This is a genomic window from Rhizobium lusitanum (assembly GCF_014189535.1).
In the GTDB taxonomy this organism is placed as follows: domain Bacteria; phylum Pseudomonadota; class Alphaproteobacteria; order Rhizobiales; family Rhizobiaceae; genus Rhizobium; species Rhizobium lusitanum_C.
On sequence record NZ_CP050306.1, the window covers coordinates 45,119 to 64,449 of the forward strand.

At 55.2% G+C, this 19,331-nt stretch carries 14 protein-coding genes and 7 pseudogenes; 10 read left to right on the plus strand and 11 right to left on the minus strand.

Annotated elements, in window-relative coordinates; all coding sequences use genetic code 11:
* Window positions 1–89 precede the first annotated feature (89 nt).
* The 5 genes from HB780_RS02865 (at window position 90) to HB780_RS02880 (ending at window position 5,891) form a co-directional block, all read left to right on the plus strand.
* A complete protein-coding gene (locus HB780_RS02865) occupies window positions 90–899 on the plus strand; it encodes an MFS transporter (protein WP_286202875.1) in 810 nt (269 codons plus the stop codon).
* Window positions 896–1,270 carry an MFS transporter gene (locus HB780_RS32835; protein WP_286202876.1) on the plus strand — a complete coding sequence of 125 codons (375 nt, stop codon included), beginning with the start codon at window positions 896–898 and terminating at the stop codon, window positions 1,268–1,270. The genes HB780_RS02865 and HB780_RS32835 overlap by 4 nt, the downstream gene beginning before the upstream one ends.
* 858 nt (window positions 1,271–2,128) lie before the next feature.
* Window positions 2,129–3,343, plus strand: a complete 1,215-nt coding sequence (locus tag HB780_RS02870) for a glycoside hydrolase family 25 protein (RefSeq protein WP_286202877.1) — start codon at window positions 2,129–2,131, stop codon at window positions 3,341–3,343.
* A gap of 20 nt (window positions 3,344–3,363) precedes the next feature.
* Entirely contained in the window at window positions 3,364–5,187 is a 1,824-nt protein-coding gene (locus HB780_RS02875) for a GH25 family lysozyme (RefSeq protein ID WP_183686752.1), read from the plus strand.
* Window positions 5,188–5,207: 20 nt separating this feature from the next.
* The gene (locus tag HB780_RS02880; RefSeq protein ID WP_183686753.1) at window positions 5,208–5,891 is read left to right on the plus strand and encodes a hypothetical protein; all 684 of its coding nucleotides are present in this window, start codon (window positions 5,208–5,210) and stop codon (window positions 5,889–5,891) included.
* A gap of 236 nt (window positions 5,892–6,127) precedes the next feature.
* Here the strand turns inward: HB780_RS02880 and HB780_RS02885 are convergent, their stop codons facing one another.
* The 4 genes from HB780_RS02885 to HB780_RS02900 all read right to left on the minus strand — a co-directional run bounded on the left by HB780_RS02885 (window position 6,128) and on the right by HB780_RS02900 (window position 10,598).
* Complete coding sequence (locus tag HB780_RS02885; protein ID WP_183686755.1) at window positions 6,128–6,925, minus strand: hypothetical protein; 798 nt, start codon at window positions 6,923–6,925, stop codon at window positions 6,128–6,130.
* A gap of 37 nt (window positions 6,926–6,962) precedes the next feature.
* Window positions 6,963–9,002, minus strand: coding sequence for a caspase family protein (locus HB780_RS02890; RefSeq protein WP_353622946.1), 2,040 nt, complete (start codon window positions 9,000–9,002; stop codon window positions 6,963–6,965).
* Between the two features lies 1 nt (window position 9,003).
* Window positions 9,004–9,966 (minus strand): hypothetical protein, encoded by a 963-nt coding sequence (locus tag HB780_RS02895; protein ID WP_183686759.1) that lies wholly within the window; start codon window positions 9,964–9,966, stop codon window positions 9,004–9,006.
* A 455-nt stretch (window positions 9,967–10,421) separates the two neighbouring features.
* Window positions 10,422–10,598 carry a hypothetical protein gene (locus tag HB780_RS02900; protein ID WP_183686761.1) on the minus strand — a complete coding sequence of 59 codons (177 nt, stop codon included), beginning with the start codon at window positions 10,596–10,598 and terminating at the stop codon, window positions 10,422–10,424.
* A 155-nt stretch (window positions 10,599–10,753) separates the two neighbouring features.
* On the opposite strand from HB780_RS02900, the gene HB780_RS02905 reads away from it, so the two are divergent.
* On the plus strand, window positions 10,754–11,467 hold the full coding sequence (locus HB780_RS02905; RefSeq protein WP_183686763.1) for an IS6 family transposase: 714 nt from the start codon (window positions 10,754–10,756) through the stop codon (window positions 11,465–11,467).
* A gap of 53 nt (window positions 11,468–11,520) precedes the next feature.
* Here HB780_RS02905 and HB780_RS02910 read toward each other — a convergent pair.
* From HB780_RS02910 to HB780_RS02920, 3 pseudogenes are all read right to left on the minus strand, one after another.
* Window positions 11,521–11,787, minus strand: a pseudogene (locus HB780_RS02910) (IS110 family transposase); the annotation flags it as partial.
* A gap of 215 nt (window positions 11,788–12,002) precedes the next feature.
* Window positions 12,003–12,650 (minus strand): annotated as a pseudogene (locus HB780_RS02915) (transposase); the annotation flags it as partial.
* Window positions 12,651–12,734: 84 nt separating this feature from the next.
* Window positions 12,735–14,287 (minus strand): annotated as a pseudogene (locus tag HB780_RS02920) (ISL3 family transposase).
* Between the two features lie 183 nt (window positions 14,288–14,470).
* Here HB780_RS02920 and HB780_RS02925 point away from each other — a divergent pair.
* The gene (locus HB780_RS02925) at window positions 14,471–15,508 is read left to right on the plus strand and encodes an IS110 family RNA-guided transposase (RefSeq protein ID WP_183686765.1); all 1,038 of its coding nucleotides are present in this window, start codon (window positions 14,471–14,473) and stop codon (window positions 15,506–15,508) included.
* 457 nt (window positions 15,509–15,965) lie between these two features.
* On the opposite strand, the pseudogene HB780_RS33455 reads toward HB780_RS02925, so the two are convergent.
* From HB780_RS33455 to HB780_RS33330, 3 genes and pseudogenes are all read right to left on the minus strand, one after another.
* Window positions 15,966–16,148: pseudogene (locus tag HB780_RS33455) on the minus strand (IS110 family transposase); the annotation flags it as partial.
* Between the two features lie 178 nt (window positions 16,149–16,326).
* A pseudogene (locus HB780_RS02935) lies at window positions 16,327–16,506 on the minus strand (ATP-binding protein); the annotation flags it as partial.
* A gap of 299 nt (window positions 16,507–16,805) precedes the next feature.
* Window positions 16,806–17,180, minus strand: coding sequence for a LysE family translocator (locus tag HB780_RS33330; protein ID WP_353622948.1), 375 nt, complete (start codon window positions 17,178–17,180; stop codon window positions 16,806–16,808).
* A gap of 189 nt (window positions 17,181–17,369) precedes the next feature.
* On the opposite strand from HB780_RS33330, the gene HB780_RS02945 reads away from it, so the two are divergent.
* From HB780_RS02945 to HB780_RS02955, 3 genes and pseudogenes are all read left to right on the plus strand, one after another.
* Complete coding sequence (locus HB780_RS02945; protein ID WP_183686769.1) at window positions 17,370–17,828, plus strand: Lrp/AsnC family transcriptional regulator; 459 nt, start codon at window positions 17,370–17,372, stop codon at window positions 17,826–17,828.
* Window positions 17,829–17,973: 145 nt separating this feature from the next.
* On the plus strand, window positions 17,974–18,273 hold the full coding sequence (locus HB780_RS32845; protein WP_286202879.1) for an EF-hand domain-containing protein: 300 nt from the start codon (window positions 17,974–17,976) through the stop codon (window positions 18,271–18,273).
* Window positions 18,162–18,507, plus strand: a pseudogene (locus HB780_RS02955) (helix-turn-helix domain-containing protein); the annotation flags it as partial. The gene HB780_RS32845 and the pseudogene HB780_RS02955, both read left to right, overlap by 112 nt.
* Here HB780_RS02955 and HB780_RS02960 read toward each other — a convergent pair.
* A pseudogene (locus HB780_RS02960) lies at window positions 18,470–19,171 on the minus strand (IS110 family transposase); the annotation flags it as partial. The pseudogenes HB780_RS02955 and HB780_RS02960 overlap by 38 nt on opposite strands.
* Window positions 19,172–19,331 lie beyond the last annotated feature (160 nt).

The following is a 19,331-nucleotide window of genomic DNA, read 5'->3' on the forward strand; positions in this document are numbered from 1 at the left end:
CCCGTTACACGGCTGTCATAGTTCGTGCTTATCGACCTGAATTTGCACGTTGCGGAAATATCCATGACAGCATCTCGAAAGGCATCTCTATGACTGCGACGATGAGCAGCCGGTCGCTCTCACTTTACGCCTTCTTGCTTGTGTTGTTCATGGGCACGACCTGCAGTTCGATGATCGTGCCGTTCATGGCTTACTACATTGTGGAGGGTCTGGGGCGCGCGCCGTGGACAATTAGCCTCTATGCGGGTGGCGTTACCGTTCTCGGCATAATCTGTACCCGCACTTTTGGTCGCTGGCTGGATGCGGGAATTGCGCCTTTTCCGCTGATTGGGGTAGCGCTGGCGGGTTATCTTCTTGCCGCGACTGCCTTGTCGATTTCACCGTCCATCTGGATCGTTTTGAGCTTTGGCGTGCTCGGATTCGGCCTGAGCAGTAGTGCCGTAGCCACCATGTTCAGTCTCGGGGCGGTCGTGGCAGAACGCGGCAAGATCACGCGTGGCCGGTCCAACGCCTACCTGCGCGCCACTACATCAACCGCCTGGATGATCGGCCCGGCGGTGGCGTTCCTGTTCTCGGAGCGCTTCGGTGAAGCTGCCGTCTTCAAGCTCGCCTTGGCACTGGCACTCTGTTGGGCGCTGATGTGGTGGATGATTATCCCGAGCGATATGACGCTTCGCCCCAAGACCGGATCAGTGCACACATCTTCTGCCCAAAAGCCCATCGGCCTGTGGTTGGCGGCCGCGTTCGTTTTCTGTCTGTCCTCGGCGCACTCGCTAACATTCAGCGCACTGCCACTGTTCTACGTACGGGAAGTTGGGCTGCCGGGCTATGCGCCAGGCACGGCCTTCAGCATGAAGACCTTCGTGGAGGTCTTCGCGATCTTCACCACGCCACAATGATCATCTCCCGCTTCGGTCTGAAAGGGCCACTTGTCGTGGTGGCGCTGTTGGCAACCGTGACGATCCTGCTGCTGTCCTATGTGCAGACCTATCCACAGATGCTGGCGGGCGCTGCCTTGGAGGGGCTGTATTATGGTCTCTATGCCAGCATCGGTATCAGTTTCCTGCAATCTTTCTCCGGCGACCGCCCGGCGCAGGCCACCGCGCTTTACTGGAATGTTCTGAGTGTCAGCGGCATTCTTGCAGGCCCCGCGACCGGCCTCATAGCGCAAGCCTACGATTTCCAAGCAGTTATCCGGGTGGCCTCGGCTGTGGCTGCTCTCTCCGCTCTTCTACTTTTCGCGTCAATGTTTCATAAGCGCTTGCGATAAAACTTAGAGTATTGAATTTCATATGAAAATCACCCCGTTTGCCATTTCGCGATAACCCACAATTGGTTCAAAATAATGAAGCCCTTCATAGGCTTGTCTCCATCCAACAGGGCCAGCGCCAAGCGGAAAGACGGGTCAGAGCGTGATGGAATTCAACATCGATTGTCCTCATGTTCAATACATGAGGACAGATGGCCTGATCTACGGAGCCATAGGCCACCCGCTTCTTGCGGCTAAATTCTCTTTGTCGGATAAATCCGGAGTTTCGTATGGGTTTTGCGCCAGATTTCTGCGACATTCATGGTAGCGGACAGAAGCCTCTGCAAGTGTCCACTTTCAGGGCCGTTGCAGAACCCTTTGAACGGCGGAAATGAGGTCGCTTGCTGAACGGCAGCTAGCCGCCAAATGCGGCCCATAGCGGAGCTTCCGCTTCCGGCCCCACATCGGCATTCCAAGGAGGCAAGCCGATGTCCGTTACTGAGGAATTTCAGACGGATACCTCTTGTAACAACAGGGTCGTCGGTTCGGTTCCCATCAAAGCGTAAGAAGCTCGTCCAGCACAGTCACATCTCACGGGGAAGATCCAGCCTTGCATCTTATGCGTGACAATGCGCGACGACCGTGCCGCGTATCCGCTGTAAACAAGCGTCGTCCTAGAGCTCAGAGTTGAAACCCGCCGCATCTGCGAAACACTGACTCTCGGCTTTTCGAAAGAAGCACGTTATCGACGTAATCCGCTTAATCTTCGGCTGCGTTTCTTCATATACACTGTCAGTGTGATCCGAGACAGATCTATATTGATATAAATGTTCGTGGTTTTGGGGAAGCGATCTTCAAAGATAATAATTACAGAAAAGGATGGTATCGAAGTTTAAAACTTCTTCGAAGCCCGTAATTCTCATCTCATTTTTATTCGCTTTACTGACGGTGAAGTTGAGTTATGATGCGTCTGCATTCAATCTAGTGTGCGTTTCCTGCACGGCGCTGCGTTTCCCAAACTACGCATTTGATCTTCCAATTGCATTACGCTCGTGGGCGCCGCCTGCAAGTTCTGGTGTGCTAGATGGCTTTTCGGCCATTCCGACAAAGGGGAAAAAAATGAAGTATAGTGGCATCGCACTGAAAATCGCCGTCGTTTGCACATTTTATGTTTCTGCCACTCATCCAATCGGCGCTGAAGAAGGCACGCGAACTGAAGATAGCTGGACGGCGTTGCCAGATGATCAGTCGGAAGATACTTCCCGTGGCGCAGCCTTTGCAGAGCATGAGGTTGCGGCCTATGACGCCGCTGCACCGGCCTCCAGCGCCGAGCCATTGGCCATTCCCTCACAGTTCACGTTTCCGGATGACGCGCGCTATGACCGGATCGAAAAACACGACCGCATGAATTCAATATTCGGCATCGATGTAAGCCATTACACCGATTCAAGGCTCAATCTCGACGATCTCAAGGTGAAGAACGTACGGTTTGTCTATATCAAGGCCACGCAGGGGACGTCGTCAAAAGATGCCAAATTCGCCCAGTTTTGGGATGGAATGGGCAAGCTCGATCCTGCCGTCAAGGTGCCTCGAGGCGCCTACCACTTCCTCTCGTCGACGTCGCCGGGAAAGCCGCAGGCTGACGCGTTCGTTGACTATATCACTCTCCATGGCGGGATTAAGACCGGAGATTTGCCGCCGGTTGTCGATCTTGAGTGGGATGTAACGAAGAAAAACCCTGATCAGTGGATCGGCCACTCTGCCGATGAAATTGTTGCCGAGACCCTGGCCTGCCTCAAAGAAATTGAGACGCGAACGCATCGACGCCCCATTTTATACACCGCCAAGTCCTGGTGGTCCGACAAGACGATCCCCTTGTCGCGGGTCGCCGCATTCAAGGACTATCCGATTTGGATCGCGGACTACAATCCGAAACGCAAGCTGAAGGAGGCGCCAAATGTCCTTCCCAACACAACGACCGCAATCTGGCAATTCTCAGATGCAGCGTTGATAAAAGGGCAGGTCGCCAGTTACGACACCTCCGTCTTTTACGGGACCAGCGACGACTTCAAAAAAACGTTCGGCTTGCAATGAGAGCCCGGGGATCAATCGGGGTGTGGCGGGTTGCCGTTGCGCTGGTTGCCGTCATCGGCGGAATCCTCGTCAGCCGACAGATTTCTAACGCGGCCGAGTGTCCGTCTGAGGTTCAAAACACGCCCTACTGCGACGCCTTTGTCGTCTATAAGAAACCAGGTACCTCCAAACCTGACTGGCGCATTGAAAAGCTTATTCCGAAAGCCAAGGAGGATGACGCCGATATCAGAAGTTTCGCGTTTGTCGTTTCGGTTTATAACTACCCGGCATTCACGCAGGAAAAGGACAAGGTGCTACAGTCGGTGAAGGCTGATCTTCCCCGCATTGAAGCCTTTTTGAAGGACCAGGGCTTCGACGAGGTTATCGTTCTCGACAACGAGCATGCGACCAAAGACGCGATAAACTATTTCCTCGAACAGTACCTCCTCACCCAGGTGAACGACTACAAGGGTCGCTCGCGGTTCCTGTTCATGTATGACGGGCATGGGATCCCGGGTGCCGATGATCGATCGCCGGGCGGCCTTGCGCTGTCGATGGCGACTGGCGAGGCCGATCCGCTGCCTACGCACAGCTACGGTCTGGATGATCTCGAAAACCGCCTGCGCAAGATCGCTCACCTTACCTATCACTCGGTCGCTTTGCTGGGTTCCTGCTACTCGGGTGGGGTCTTTCCGATCAACACATCATTGGGTGACAATACGAGCTTTCCTCTCAGCCCGGGCGCGCATGCCGTCACAGCGTCGAAGGCGGACGAGCTTGCCTGGGGAGCACCTGACGGCAAGGGGACAATGTTTTTCGAGAAGCTGATCGCTGCGATCGATCGAGGCGCGTCCGATTTAAATTCGTCGCAAGTGGTTTCGTCCGGAAGTGGCGAACCTCAAAAGGTTGCCGGATCGAGCATTGTGCGTCTCGGCCGGGCGGTGCAGGAGATGAATGAATCGCTTGAGGCCATCAATCCGGCGACCAACCAATATTACCCGCAATTGAGAACCGGGCCGATCGCGCCCGAGGAGAATTACGATGGCGCGTTCTTTTTCCTTGTTCCGCTGACATCGGAGGAGCAAGCAAGCAACCGGGATCCGAATCCTGCGACGACGATCCAGCGTGATTTCGAAACGACAGGCAGCGCGGTGACCGGTCGACCCGACCTGAAGGTGTTTTCGCCGCCCGAGACCTACGCAGTGCGAGGTATAGACGTCGCAAGATATACCGGCGATCTGAAGTTCGATGCGATCAATGCAAGCGGGCTCGTCAAATTCATCTATGCGAAGGCCACCCAGGGTTCAGAGGGAAAAGACACCAAATTTCAGCAATATTTGAAAGGCGCCGGAGAAACGGAAGTTTCCTTCGGTGGCTATCACGTCTTCGATTGCTCCCCGCCCGAGGCTCAGTTTAAAAACATCACAGCCACGGTCCCCCGGGACAAGGATCTGTTGCCCGTTGCCGTCGACCTTGAATGGTTCAGGGGAAATCCGCATTCGCTGTTCCTGGCCTGCTCTGATAACCCGGACGTAATCCGATCGAATTTGAAGGCACTGCTTTTTGAGCTCGCGGACTATTACGGCAAGCGTCCGATAATCTACACCTCGCGGTTCGGGGTCGGGGACATCCTCGGAAGCGACTTCAACGATTTTGGTCTTTGGTATGCCGACTTTCGCAAGACCACGCCTGGCTATGCCGGCGACAATCCTTGGACATTTTGGCAGATGACCGATCACGGGAACATCCCCGGCATCTCAGCGGCCGTGGACTACAACGTTTTCTTCGGCAGCAAAGAGCAATTCGCTGCTTTCGCCGAGACGGGGGAGAACGTTGCTCGAAATGCAGCTGTTTCATTGAAGTAAACCTGGGCGAGGACAATTGCGTGATGAAAATAATTGTGGCACTACTGTTGTCGGCGTTGGCGATGAGTTCATGCTCGCCAACCAGACAGGCGGAAAATACCCCGGATCTGAATTCCACAATTAAAGTGCTGGGCTATGATTCCCTTGCGCTTCCGTCAACGGCATATGGTCCGGGTTCGCTCGTGACCTCGGTGAAAGGCAGTGGTCTGGTCGCCCCGCTCAACTTGACCTATCTGTGCCGACCTGACTTCGCCCACGCGCCGCCACCAATCATTGATAAAGCAGCCTCGGCAGACGCCTCTCGCTCCTTAAACAGCTCATTCAAACTCGATCCGTCAACGTTGATACAAATTGGTCTTGGCGCCAGCGCGAGTTATCTTGATACGGTTACTTTGAAGCTGAGCAACGTCAGCGTCGAGAAGCTCGCATTCGACGACCTTGAAACTGTCCGCTCAACGCTGGGACCATCGTGCAAGCAGATTGTCGCAGAGTTCTCAAAGAAATCCCTGGCTTACCAGACAAAGCAAGCAATCCGAGCCGACGTAACATACTCGTTCAAGCTCAAGGCAGGCGCCTCTGCCGAAGCAAAAGGCCTCGTCATCAAAGCCCTGGCTTCGGCTTTTGGCGGTTCAATCGAGAGCGATCAAGGGTCGACGGTTTCCGGCAAGGGGCTGTTCTATGGCTTGATCCTGACAAAGGTGTGATTAGAGACGCGTGCCGACCGTAGTCAGCGGCGGTAGACGACGGCTTCACAATCAGCGACAGTGAATCAAGGCAAAGCGCTCCGGCGCTGAGAAGAATGGAAAGGATGGCACTGCTGGCAAGCGTGGAGTTGCGGGAAATGCCGGCAGGGTAGTAAGGGCGGCAGCACTGCCGGGATGCGCCAACTAAGCGACAATTCTGCCCTTCGGCTGTAAGATGTGCAAATGCCCGACGGTCGTTAGGGATCGTTATCGTTTGGGCATGCGCCGCGGCCGAGAGTGTTTTTATGTGCCAATAGCCAGGCGGACAATAGACGGTTATTTCCGGTCTGTTGGGCAGCAAGGATTTCAGCCTGCACTAGGGAAAGCCATGCAACTCTTTGAGCTTGTGTTTTAAGCGCGCTCGGGGCGTGGGCATTAGGGTAGGCCAAAGCCATTTGCAAAGGCAATGTGCGCCAAAATCTCGTCAGGCCGGACTTGATGCGATCAATTTTACTATCCGGTGCGACGAGCAAGGATTTCTGCACGCTGAGAGGGACATCCCGCGTCGAGCCGTTTTCCGCTTCCTTGAAAGCAACGGTCATGCCATTTCTGAAAAAGTAATTCCGTCTGTTTTCGATGACATTCCCACTGACAGCGAACATCATGCCTGAATTGGTGCGTGCACACGCGAGGACCGTCGCAAAGCATGCGCTATTGCCGCGAAGGCGTTCGTCACAAGCCGTTTCGATCCAGGTCGCGATTGTCTCCGCCTTCACATCCAGGAGATAGGTGATGCCCTCCAAGCCGCCCTGCCTATAGGAGCATTCCAGCAAGCTTGATCCCGGCCATCCCTGAAAGTCGTGGCCAAGCGGCGCACATTGCGAGCCGGACGAAAAGATCACATAGGCGCTTTTCTGGGCTTGTTTTACGTCCTGGATATGTTCGCTTTCGGCCGCTACAGCAGCGCCTGGAAAAAACAGGGAAAGTGCGCAAAGAACAAGACGTGGTGCCAGCCGTGTTAGAGAGCGAAAATTCGGTGGTACAGGAAAGTGCATTTGGCGATCTCCGTTTCCCGGAAGCCTCTGATTTCGTCTACCTGCTGCATGGGCGGGTCACCACGCGCAGCCATCCGCCGCGCGCATTATCGCCGTTGCTTGGGCCATCGTCCTTCGAGACAAGTTTGACGCATTTTCCACCGTCAAGGATGCCGAGAGATCCGTATTCGAGGCTTGGTCCCGCCCGCTTGTAGACGCTGGAATCGGCGACCAGCATGTCGCCCACCTCGAGAGCGCTGATTGTCGGCAGCGGGGGGTTCATCGTTGCTTTCGGACGCAATTGACCGGCCTTTGTTAGCCAGTTGTCCTCGCCGGTCTCGTAGTAGACCGACACCTGAATGTTATCGATTGCGCCTTGCAAGCTCTTGCGAAGCGTCGAGTCGTTCGACTTCTTCTGTAGCGCGACCAGCACATCACGGGATGCAGATTCAGTGGTACGCCAGCCGTTTGGTGCATTCCTGAGAGCTTCGGCCACCCCCAGCTGATAGCGATAGGTGCCCGTGTTTAAACCGCGCACGAGAGTGGCTGCCGTTGATCCGTCGTCATTGGCCAGAAGCTCGGCAAGATCTTTGCGCGCACCGTGCCTGATGGCCTTCTCTTCACTCTGCAGCGCGACGACCGTGCGATCGTATTTCTTCTGATCGTCAACATTGATGCGCAAAGCTGTCCTTTCGATAGACAGCTTGTTGGGATCGACCGTCGAAACCTTGTTATCTACGCCGCTGACCACCACGACCTTGTCATCGGTTTTCGGCACGGACACCTTGCCGCTCAACTTCCAGATCGCGTTTTTCTCCCAGGATGCAAAACTTGCTGCCAACGTGCGGGCGCTTGAGGACAGGCTCGGTCCCGAGACAATCGCGTATTGATCCGTGCAGCCCTTGCAGGTCAGTTCGGTATCGGTGAACACGGCATTGCCCGGCAGGTTCGATGGCATGTCTATTGTTATCGAATAGGGTGTTGCTTTCGCTTTGGCGACGCAGGCGTCATCGCATATTGTTACTGCGGTATTGATGAACTTTTCGGCCTCATAAATCTGGGCAATTGCCTTATCGGATTGTCCGGTGGCGCTTCTGAAAACCGGTTGCAGCGACGTGTCGCTTTCCGCCGGCTGCGGGGGGGCGAAGACATCCTCTGCCTTCTCCGGCAGTTTGAAGACGATCTCGCCGATGTCGAGGTTCGGGTTGGCGATCCGGCCGTGCACCGGCGTCTGCTTTGAATAGGCGGGCACCGAACCTTCCAGAAATGCGGCAAGCTCCGTTCCGGTCAGATATCCATCCCTGTTGCTGTCCGCTTCAATCCGCTCGCCGAGCAAAGCTTGCGTGAGAAGATTTGCGTAGACGCTGGTTGCCGGGACCTCCTGCTCGGCGGTGCCGGACGCAAAAAATTCGCGAAGAGGTTTTTGGACGTTATCGGAGAACACGTAACCCGAGAGCGGCTGCCGGGGCGGCGTACCGCTGCGGCTCATCGTGATGATTCCGGAGAAGCAGGCATCGAAGATAAACAGCGCATGTTTCACCTCCAATGCTTCGGCCCAGTCCAAGAATTTGGAGATCCTCACCGCCTTTAACTGGAACGTCGGATCCTCTGTGGGCAAAAGCGCATCGATCGGCAATAGATATCCGACCTGTCCTGTCGGACCATTGCGGGTGATGCCGTGCGAGGCGACGTAGACGACAACCCGCGCTTCCGGATTTGTCCCCACCGTTTTTGCGATGAAGCATTCGATGACGTTGGAAAAATCAGCGCTCTTTACGTCTAGGAAGAGCGAGACATCAAAACCCTGGCTTTCGAGAACGCTGCGCAACTTGCGCATTTCCGCCGGAACATCCGGCAGGGGCTTTTGCGGGTAGGACGATTCTCCAACCAGCAGTGCAAAGCTCTTGTTGTAGAATTCGAAATCGCGGCCCTTGAGATCGGGATGCGTCATCTCAGGCGGATCGGGAACCGGATTTGTGGTCTCCGTTGCCTGCAGCGAACAGTCCGCCGCCTGCGCTGCTGTCGAAAACAACAAACTCAGAAACACGAGGATGCAGGCGAGTGGGAACCTGCCGGTTTTCATCGCTTCGGCAATCATCCTAGTCGTCCGTGGTTGTGTTGCCGAGCGTAAACACGGGGTTCAGCTCCATCGTATCCTTTTCATCGATTGCCTTGAGAAACTCCGGCTCGGACAAATCCTGCGATATGCCCGGCAACGCCGAGGGACCACGCGAGCGGGTCTGAACGTAGAGCCCGTCGGCAATATCCTTGAGGTTTTTGTCGCGTGCGGCAGCATCCCATTTCGATGGCATCAGCATATAGCCGGTGTTGAGTAGCTTCTGACCCGTCGACCAGATGATCTTGCAATCGCGGCGCTTGCCGGCCGGAAGGTCTGGGCAATAAGGGTTGTTGGAATCTTTCGCGAAGAACGCATAGCGATAGGCAAATCCGGCGTCCCCCGTGGTCCCCTTGCCCTGCGACGAGAAATATTTGAAGCCCATAACCTTGTCGGAATATTTGGAAAGAACCTCGCCTTTGCCGTCGATGAAACCGATGAAGACAACCGAATGCCCAGTCCTGTTCAGTCGGTTGATATTGACGAACGAGCCCGGTTCCAGCTCACTGAATTTCACTCTCTTGCCCACACCAAAGGTTACCAGCGCATCGGCCGTGCCATAAGAATCGAGCTTCGGATCCACCCAGATATGCGATCGAATGTCCTTCGGACGCATTCGATTCCAGCTGGTGGCAGGGAAATATTTGTAAACGCTTTTGTCGCCTGTCTCAGCTGCGTACATATTCAGTGCTGTGATAATGACCTCAGCACTTGCGGCCACGCACATCGTGAGCGGCGGTTGGCTTGCTTTGACCGCCTCAGAACCGTAGGTGATGTTGTGTGTATAAGCCCGACTGATATCATAGCCTTTGCTAGGATAGTTTCGGTTTATATCTTCAACGGCTCTTAGAATATATTTGTTAAAACCATTCTCGTTATCAGCGCGAGCAACGGAATTTAACGAAAAAAATATAGCTGCTGACAGCAAAATTGAATTGATCTTCATGACAAGTCCCCTCGGACGATATCGTAAGTATCAACTGAATGGTATTATATGCCTGTCGGATGTTCAAGTTAAAATTGCATAGTGGCGACTTGGCGTTTACAAGAAGTCTGCCACTATTTTACTAACTTCCCGGTAAAAGACCCGGCGCGTTTCCGCATGTGACCTCGCCTGAGCTCCCACATCGCAACAAACGATTTCCACGGCACGAGAATTTCTCAATGCGAAATGACTTTTAGTTCTTAGGCTTTTGAAAATATACGTCAAACAACACAACGGGCCGCTTCATCCATGCCCAACGTCGGTCTTTGTAAGCCATTTTACCATGGGGACACTCAACATAGGCTTTCAGCGCGACATCAATGCTGCTTTTGGCCTTGCGCGCTCGCTCCACTGCGCACCGGCCTAACAGCGGGCTCGTATTCCATATCCTCGCCACGACAAGCGCCAGCCGTACATCACCCCCGCTCGCTGCGTAAGCGGGGCTTCCAATAGGTATCGAGCCAAAAGTTAAGGATCCATACCTGTGCATTTCTGTCTCTTAAGCCGCTCAGCATCCACTTGCGAAACGTAACATCGCTCTTGATTTGATCGTAGGTTTTGTTTTTGCGAAGAGTGCGTGCCAGTTCGGTCATGTGAGACTGCTCTGACGCCGGGCCAATATCGGCATGCTTCGAGACCAAATATTCAATGAATTGTGCGAGCGGCTGCCGGTCGAGATGGGGCAGGCCCACTCCAGGTGGCGTCGCCTTAACGGCTTGGTTGGGATCGACTTGGTATTCGGGTTGTCATGACCGAAGCTGCTCATGTTCACTTCAGACGCCACCGCTTTCCCGCTGAGATCATTGCCCATGCGGTATGGCTCTATTATCGGTTCCCGCTGAGCCTTCGCGACGTCGAAGATCTGTTGGCTGAGCGCGGCATCTCCGTCACGTTTCAGACCGTCGCGGAATGGGCGGCGAAATTCGGCTTGAAGTTCGCTCATCAGCTCCGGCGCCGCGCACGAGGCCACTTTGCCGACAAGTGGCAACTCGATGAGATGGTGGTGATGATCAAGGGAAAGAGGTACTGGCTGTGGCGCGCCGTCGATGCAAACGGTTACGTCCTCGATGCCCTGCTTCAAAGCCGAAGGAACAAGGCAACAGCGCTGCGTCTGATGCGCAAGCTGCTCAAGGGCCAAGGTACCATCCCGCGGGTGCTGGTGACTGACAAGCTGCGTTCGTATTCGGCGGCAAAGGCCGAGTTGATGCCGGGCGTAGAGCATCGCTCGCACAAGGGATTGAACAATCGAGCTGAGAATTCTCATCTGCCGCTACGGCGGCGAGAGCGACGTATGATGCGGTTCAAGTCCGCACGACAGTGCCAGCGTTTCGTCTCAACTCACGGCCAGATCGCCAATCTTTTTCTTCTTCACCGGAAACACTTGAACGCCATCGACCATCGCCAGCTTCGCACTCACGCCATCTCGATCTGGCATGAAACCGCTGGCGCGATAGCTGCCTGAAACACGGCACACGTCCTCAACGCTGGTTCCCTACAGTTAAGGCGACGCCACCCCTCAAACCCATGCTGCTCAAGGATCTCGAAAGCCGGGATCCAGTAAACGCCGGTCGACTCCATCGCCACGCTCGTGACGCCGCACGATCTGAACCAGGCAGCTATATCATGCAGATCGTGGGTGAAGGTGCCGAAGGCGCGGATAGGCACATCGGTTTGTTCCGGATTAACAGCCGCCATATGCATCGTGGACCCGATATCGACGGCCGCCGCACCGGGGTTCACTTGGGTGAGGTTCTGTGGTGTGGAAGAACGGATCTTGGGCATGGCTTCTCCTCCTTTGGGTCGGGAGGGGCTGGGCCGCGCAAGTTCGTCAATTTCCTAACCGGGATCGCCGCTGACGCGACGTCACCACTCTCAAGTACGCAACAGCCCATGTGCCACGTTTTTTAACGGGGTTGAACGCCTCCAATAAGCCTTCGGCAACTCCCCTCCAACAGGGAGCCTAACACGGCCTGTTTCTACCGCGCACAGGCGGACAAAAGCCCGTGATCGTTTTTTAATAGTTCGTTGGCCTTCTTCAGGAGATCATGCTCAAGTTGCAGCTGGCGGACATCACGCTGGAGGGCTTCAAGCTGTCGCTCGAGTTCCTCGCGTTCTGGAACCTTGGAGTTGCTTTTGCGGCGTTTCATGGATGAAGGAGCCTCGTGACCGAGTAGCTGATCTTTCCAGTCGTACAACGTCGGCCTGCACACGCCCAGCCGGTCGGCCACCTGTTGGGCACTTTCATCTCCACTACATAGTCCGATGACACCGGCTTGACGCACCGCCTCGGGATAGGCAGGACGCCATGATCGACCGACCATCGATGCTCGCGTCTCCGGAAAGGCCTCCCGTACCCATGCGGTTAGTGTTCCTCGACCCGGATATCCAAGTGCCCTCATCGTCGCAGAGATGCAACGATCATGGGTGCGATAGTGCTCAAGTGCCGCCTGTTTCTCGGCCTCGGAATATTTTGGCGCACGAGCTACCGGCTGAATACGCAGGTCGAGATGCTGTATGTACTCGCAGTACCAGCCCCTCAACGCATTCTTGGTGGGATAACCCAACTGCCGAATGGTCGCGTTAAGTCGCTTGCCAAGCCTGATATAAAGCTCAACGGCTCGAAGTCTGTCTGCATAGGAATACATGAACTACCTCTTGGTGGTCCAAGTTTTCGTCCGCATCCCCAAGGGGTCAATATTGGGCTCTGACGCAGATCTGGTGCAATTCTCTCATGTCGCGCCGATCAAGCGGGCTTGAAGAAGATCAAGCTTTCCGCGACCGTACATCTGGCGCTTTACCAGCTTGAGCTCTGTTATCTGCCCCTCTGTTTGCCCATTGGACCACGGTGAGACGATCGCTGCCCGGACTGCCTGTATGTCTTTCGCAACGCCATTGCCAAAGGAGGAAACCAGACTGTTGCGGGCTCGGTCGATCCACGGCGCGAGCTCGTTTTCCGCCTTGCGCCGGATCATAAGATGGAAGTCGGCGATGATGTCGCGAGCTTTAACCAGCAAGGGAACACCGCCTTCTATTGCAGCGATGGTGACGGTCTCGGATTTCGTTAGATTGTCTCTGCTGGTTGTCAAAAGGCGGGCAATCGTTCGGGCGGAGGGGGGCGGGTCAACGATTCCGCATCCGCCTTTTCGGCCCGCTTACGTCGTGTCGCCCATTCACTCACGACCCGACGCGAACCACGAAAGCTCTGTGTTCTCAATCGCCGCCATAGTTCAGTGCCGTTCCGCTTACCGGCAGCCCATTGCGCGTCGAGCCATTCGAGATAGGGCTCCAACGAACTTTGTCTTGACCGAAAGACGTCGTTGCGGTGCCCTCTGAGCACTTGGCGGACCAAGCCGCGGCTATGACCAGTACGGCGCACGATTTCCTTGATCGTGACACCGTCCTTTGCGAGCGCCATGATCGCCGCGTTGGTCTGTTCGCGCCTAAGATAGCCTTCATATTGAAGGCGTTCGGCCGCGGTCAGAAGTTTAGGATTGACGCGCGTTGCACCGAGTGTCTTGCGAATTTGCCGCATCGATTTGCGGACGGAATCCAGAAACGCACGGCTGGCATTCTCCATCAGATGCCATCGATCAGCGACCTGCACTGCATCAGGCAACGCCTTTGCCGCCGCCAGCCCGTAAGCGCCGCCGCGGTCGCGAGCAATGACCTGGATTTGGGGATTCCGCCGCAACCAGGCCTCTGCCGTCGCTGGCTCACGGTCCGGTAGCAGACGGATCGGCCGCCGGCGCTCCAGGTCACACACGATCGTGCCATAGCGATGACTTCGACGCCAGGCCCAGTCGTCGATACCAATCACCGAGGGCGGGATCGACGGCGGCAATCCTTGCCTGCGGATGACGCGGAGCAAGGTGTCGTTGCTGACGGGAAGCATGAGCCGCTGTGCAAAACGTGCCGCCGGGCGTCCTCCAAGCGCGAGGCCCAGATGGTGGACGAGATGCTCGAGACGCCCGGTTCGTCTGGCGTAGGGAGGTAGCACATCGCCGAACCGCTCGGCGAATATCTGCTTGCCGCAGAGCACCGCATCACAGGTGAACCTCCGCGTGCGCACGAGAAGCCTGACGCGTCTTCCCGATATTGGGAGGTCCGCGACCTGGCGGTAATAGCGGCTTCGAACCGTTCGCGACATTCGTCCGCATGCTGGACACGACGCGGTAGCGTCGGCTCGAGAAAGCAAGATGCAGGTCTCATCGTCAATGTGGGTGATGCGTTCGGCGATGAAACCAGCCGGTACCAAATCAGAGAGGCGAAACTTGGTGCTCATCAAGCTGATTCCTTTGTGGAAACCAGAAAAGCCGCATCGTTACAACTGCATCAAAAATGAGTCAGATGGGATATTCGGCTTGAGCCCTATATCTGGCCGCAGCGACGGAGGTGCTGCGCTTCGAGCTGATGATAGAACGTGGTCTGTATGAGCAGCCACAAACATCAGAAAAGGAAGCGCAGCATGAGGTATTATGCCGGACTGGACGTTTCTGTGAAAGAGACCGCGATCTGCATTGTCGACGAAACGGGAAAAATTTGCCGCGAGTTGAAGGTTACGAGCCACCCAGACGATCTCGTTTCGACTCTTAACAACCGGGCATATAAGCTCGTTCGGATAGGGCTCGAAGCTGGTCCTCTGTCTCAATGGCTATTCAGCGGTTTGGCTGAAGCCGGGTTGCCTGCGGTTTGTATTGAGACCCGCCACACCAAGGCTTTCTTGAAAGCGCAGGTGAACAAGACCGATCGCAACGATGCCCGCGGCATCGCGCAGATGATGCGGGTCAACCTGTTTCGACCCGTTCACGTGAAGACGTTGACGAGCCAGAAGCGCCGCGCTTTGCTGACGGCACGTAAACTTCTGCAGGAGAAGGCGATTGCCCTAGAGAATGATATCCGGGGATTGTTACGCAACTTCGGCCTGAAGGTAGGGATCATCGGCACGATCGGTTTCGACGCACGCATTCGCGAGCTCATTGACGGCACGCCTGATCTTGGCGAAATCATCTCGCCTCTGCTTGCCGCCAGAGAGAAACTGCGCGCAGAGTTCGCGAAGTTGCATCGGAAAGTCCTGGATCTGGTGCGCGACGACAACACCTGCCGACGCCTTATGACAATACCCGGCGTCGGCCCCGTCACCTCGCTTGCCTTCGTCAGTACCATCGATGTTCCAGCCCGCTTCAAGAATTCCCGTGCAGTCGGGCCAGCACTTGGTTTGACCCCGGTGCTCAATCAGTCCGGGGAGAGCCATCGTGTCGGACGCGTTTCCTTATGCGGGGATGGTATGATGCGTGCCCTTCTCTATGAAGCCGCGCAGGTCATGCTGAGCCGTGTGAAGAAATGGTCATGGCTAAAGGCCTGGGCAATGAATATTGCCCGCAGGCGCGGTCGATCGAAGGCGATTGTAGCGCTGGCAAGGCGATTAGCAGTGATCATGCATCGCATGTGGAGCGATGGCTCTGAATTCCAGTGGACAAGGGATAATGAAGCAATACCCGTCTGATTTGACGTCGCAACCGACGAAGTAGAGCTTTGCAATTCCGCTGACCGGCGGAACGATGTCCTTTGCGGGACGATGGATGAGGTGAGTGCGCTTTGGGTCTTGTGCCGGTCGTTACGACGGTCAGGACGTGAGTCAGATTGCACCGCTTCGTTCTTCTGATCCCATGATGGGAAGGCCAGGCAGCCTATCCCGAAGAGAAGCACGGGCCCGTTAAAGGACATCAAAGGCCGGCAGATGGAAAGCTTCAAAAATGCTTGACGCAACTACGCCGAATAGAGAAGCCCAATATTCACCCCCTGTAGGCGATCAGCGCTTGGCCTGCCCGACGCTGGCCGGGGTTGCAGAGGGTATCCGCGCCGCTGATCTGGCTGCCATTTTCCCACCGAAGTTCGGTCAGGAAGTCGAACGGACCGAGCTGGAGCTGCCGCGTTCCGAGCTGCCACTGCTTGGAGCCAGCCTTGAGCTCCATTTGGCGCAGATCGGCAAACAGGTCTGCGAGCAGCTTACGCATTGCCGGCGAGAGGTCGTTGGATAGATCTTCGAGAGCTTGCGGAAGGTCGAGCTTGAACAGGCCGGCGCCCTGCCGTAGCGCGACACCGTATTCGAGGCAGAAGGCTCGCATCTGGTTGATCAGGTGCGTATTCCGATGAAGCCGGCCATCGATTCCGATTTGAAGCCGCCCAGTCATTCCGATTTCATTCCGGCCGGCGTTCCGATTTGAAGGCAGCCATTTGTCGGACTGATCCTAGGTCTGGTTGATGTTTGGATCGGGTTTTGTTCAGGTCAAGCTTCGGTGTTTTCGGGTGCGACTGGGAGCGCTGTTTTCGCATGCTCTCGCCGGTGAGATCGATGCGATAGGCGTTGTGAACGAGGCGATCCAGGATGGCATCGGCCAGCGTTGGGTTTGCGATGATTTCGTACCAGCGATCCAGGGGCACCTGACTGGTGATGATCGTCGAGCGACGCTCGTAGCGGTCTTCGATGATCTCGAGGAGATCGCTACCCACCTGGGATATCAAGCCGGCCTAACGGCCAGGTCAATTGGCCTCCGCTCCACAACTGACGAGTCGGAGCCATTGGCAAGCTGAGCGCAGTTCACTAATGAATGATGATTGGAATCAAACTCAGAACGAGTAGCATTGCCATTGTAAGATTAAAAACCCTGATAATTTGTGGCGAAACCAGTAAGCGCCCGATGTACGCACCAAGCCCTGCCCAAGCGACCGTGCTGATGAAAGTTAACGCACCAAAGACGAAGGCAAACAGAGTGCCAAGGACCGCGTAGCCGGTCTGTTCGCTAACGCGGCCATGAGCGACAATCGCGCCAGTCGCCATCACCCAGAGTTTCGGATTTACGAACTGAAGAAGTATACCCTGCGTGAAGGAAAGGGGGTTTTGCGCTGCATGATGACTTGGGGTCAGTATCAGCTAGTTTTGGCTCAGCACTAGCGATCTGCCATGCTATCCACAACAGGTAAGTGATCCCAATCCATTTGAGAACCAGGGAAACGCGCGGCTCTGCTACTACCGACGCACCAAATACCGCAACAGTGAACATGATCACTGCAACGCCGACTGCGATCCCGCTCATTAACGGCAGGGTCCGAATCAACCCGTAGTTTGCCCCTGAAGCTGTAGCCATCGTGTTGTTCGGTCCAGGTGTCGCTGCCATAGCGAAGGCAAATCCAATCAAGCTAGCATACCATCCAGTATCCAATGAACTTCTCCGTTGAAATCATCCATAATTATCCAGCGACCATAATATCCTGAGTACCGGAAAATCGGCTTGCGTATTTGCTGGCTATTTATTAAATATTGGCATCTTATGCCAATAAATTCTCTATATAATTAAATGGATGCCATGAAATTAGATGAGATCGACCGACGAATAATCCGCGAACTGCAGCTTGATGGGCGAATTCTTAACAACGAACTTGCAAAGCGCGTTGGGCTATCCACTTCACCTTGTTTGCGACGGGTAAGGCTCTTAGAAGAAGCCGGAATCATCAATCGCTACGTGGCAGTCATTGATCAGACGAAGGTCGGTTTGAAGCTATCTTTATTTGCGAGGGTCTGGCTGACAGCCCAAGACGCGGAAACGATCGAGCTCTTTATAGCGGCCATGAAGCAACTGCCCGAGGTCGTGGAGTGTTACATTATGCTGGGCGAGAGCGATGCGTTGCTGCGAGTTGTCGTCCCCGATCTTGAGGGTTATCGACACTTCCAATCGTCGCACTTGACCCGGAAAAACGGTATCAAGAATGTCAAGACTGACGTTCCAAGCGAGGTCGTCAAGCAGGCGTTCGCACTTCCTATCTAGAGCATTGGACCGAAAAGTGTATGCGGTTTCCGAAAAATCCGATGCAAAAACAAAAAGCTAGAGACGCGGGACACTTCCGTCTGAAAGACGCTGCTTCATATCACGAGGCATCTCCAGCACCAGTGATCAGAGTAGCCAGACCGATATGATCAAGGCGATGGATACGAACGGCGACGGTAACATTAGTGAAGCGGAATTTGTCGCGGTTCCATCCGACGCGAGGAAGGAACAAGCAACTAATCTATTTAGGGCGTTTCCCAGGCTGACTGAATCGATGGGCTTTGCAAATCATTTCGGTTCTGAGTCAAGCTATCTGCCGATGGAGGTCGGCCGATATGTCGAGCTCTTTCTATTGATCTTCGCACGCGTGTTCTTGCCGCTGTTTCTGCCGGTGCATCCCATCGAGAAGCGGCAGATCGTTTCGGCGTGGGTACCGCGAGCGTGAGGCGCTGGCGGAACCTGCAAATCCGGCAGGGCAATGTTTCCTCTGGCCGCCTCGGCGGCGACGGAAGTTCTGGCAAGACTGAAGCGCACGCATTTTTTATAACGACATGGCTGGCCGATCCATCGAGATGGCACCTTATTTGAACTTCGCGACGCCCTCTCGACCCAAGGCGTTACCATAGCAAGTCGGCCCTGGAAACGTCTATCGTGGCAGCGAAAGCCAGAGCGACAGCAGGCCCGACGCCCGGAACGGTCATCAGCCTTTTGCAAACGGCATCATTCTTCGCGATGGACATTAGCCTCTAATGAAGCACGGTGAACTGCTCACGAAGTTTCTGTCGCGCCACAAGAAGGGCATTCATGATATCGCACAGCTTCGGAACGTCACCGGCGAGATCCCGGATGCATTCCTGGAACTTTCCAGCGCCAACGATGCCAACCTTCAAACCGAAGTTGCGCAACAGCCCACGGATATCGTTCTCGATCGCAATGGCCTTCTGCTGAAGCAGTTTGCGTACGGTCAGCAGAACGCGCCGCTTCTGGCTTGCCCGCGTTTTAACATGGATCGGTCGGAAGAGATCGATGCGCATCATCTGTGCAATGCCACGAGCGTCGTTTCGGCCGGTCTTGTTACCTGGCCTTCAGGAACGCCTTCGCGTGCCATGTCTCGATGCAGATTGCCGGCAATCCGGCTTCGCCAGGCCACTGAACAACCATTGCGACAAAGACCCAGCCTCAAGCCCAATCCGCACGAGTTTCCAAGAAGCATCGCCCAGAACATCGGCAAGGTCGTCGGGATGGCTAGCAACCTTCATCTCGCGGCAAATCTTGCCCGTTTCGTCTACGATGCAAATGGAGGTTTCTTTGACAGAAACGTCCAGTCCGGCAAAATGCTTCATGCTGCGCTTCCTTTCTGATGCTTGTGCCTGAATTACACAGATCACGTTTATCATCAGCTTGAAGCGCAGCACTTCAACCTATCATCGCTAGATGGCTCGCCAGCCGAATATCCCATCTAAACAGTTAGTTTAGGCGGAAGAGAAATCGTCCGGCAGGCGC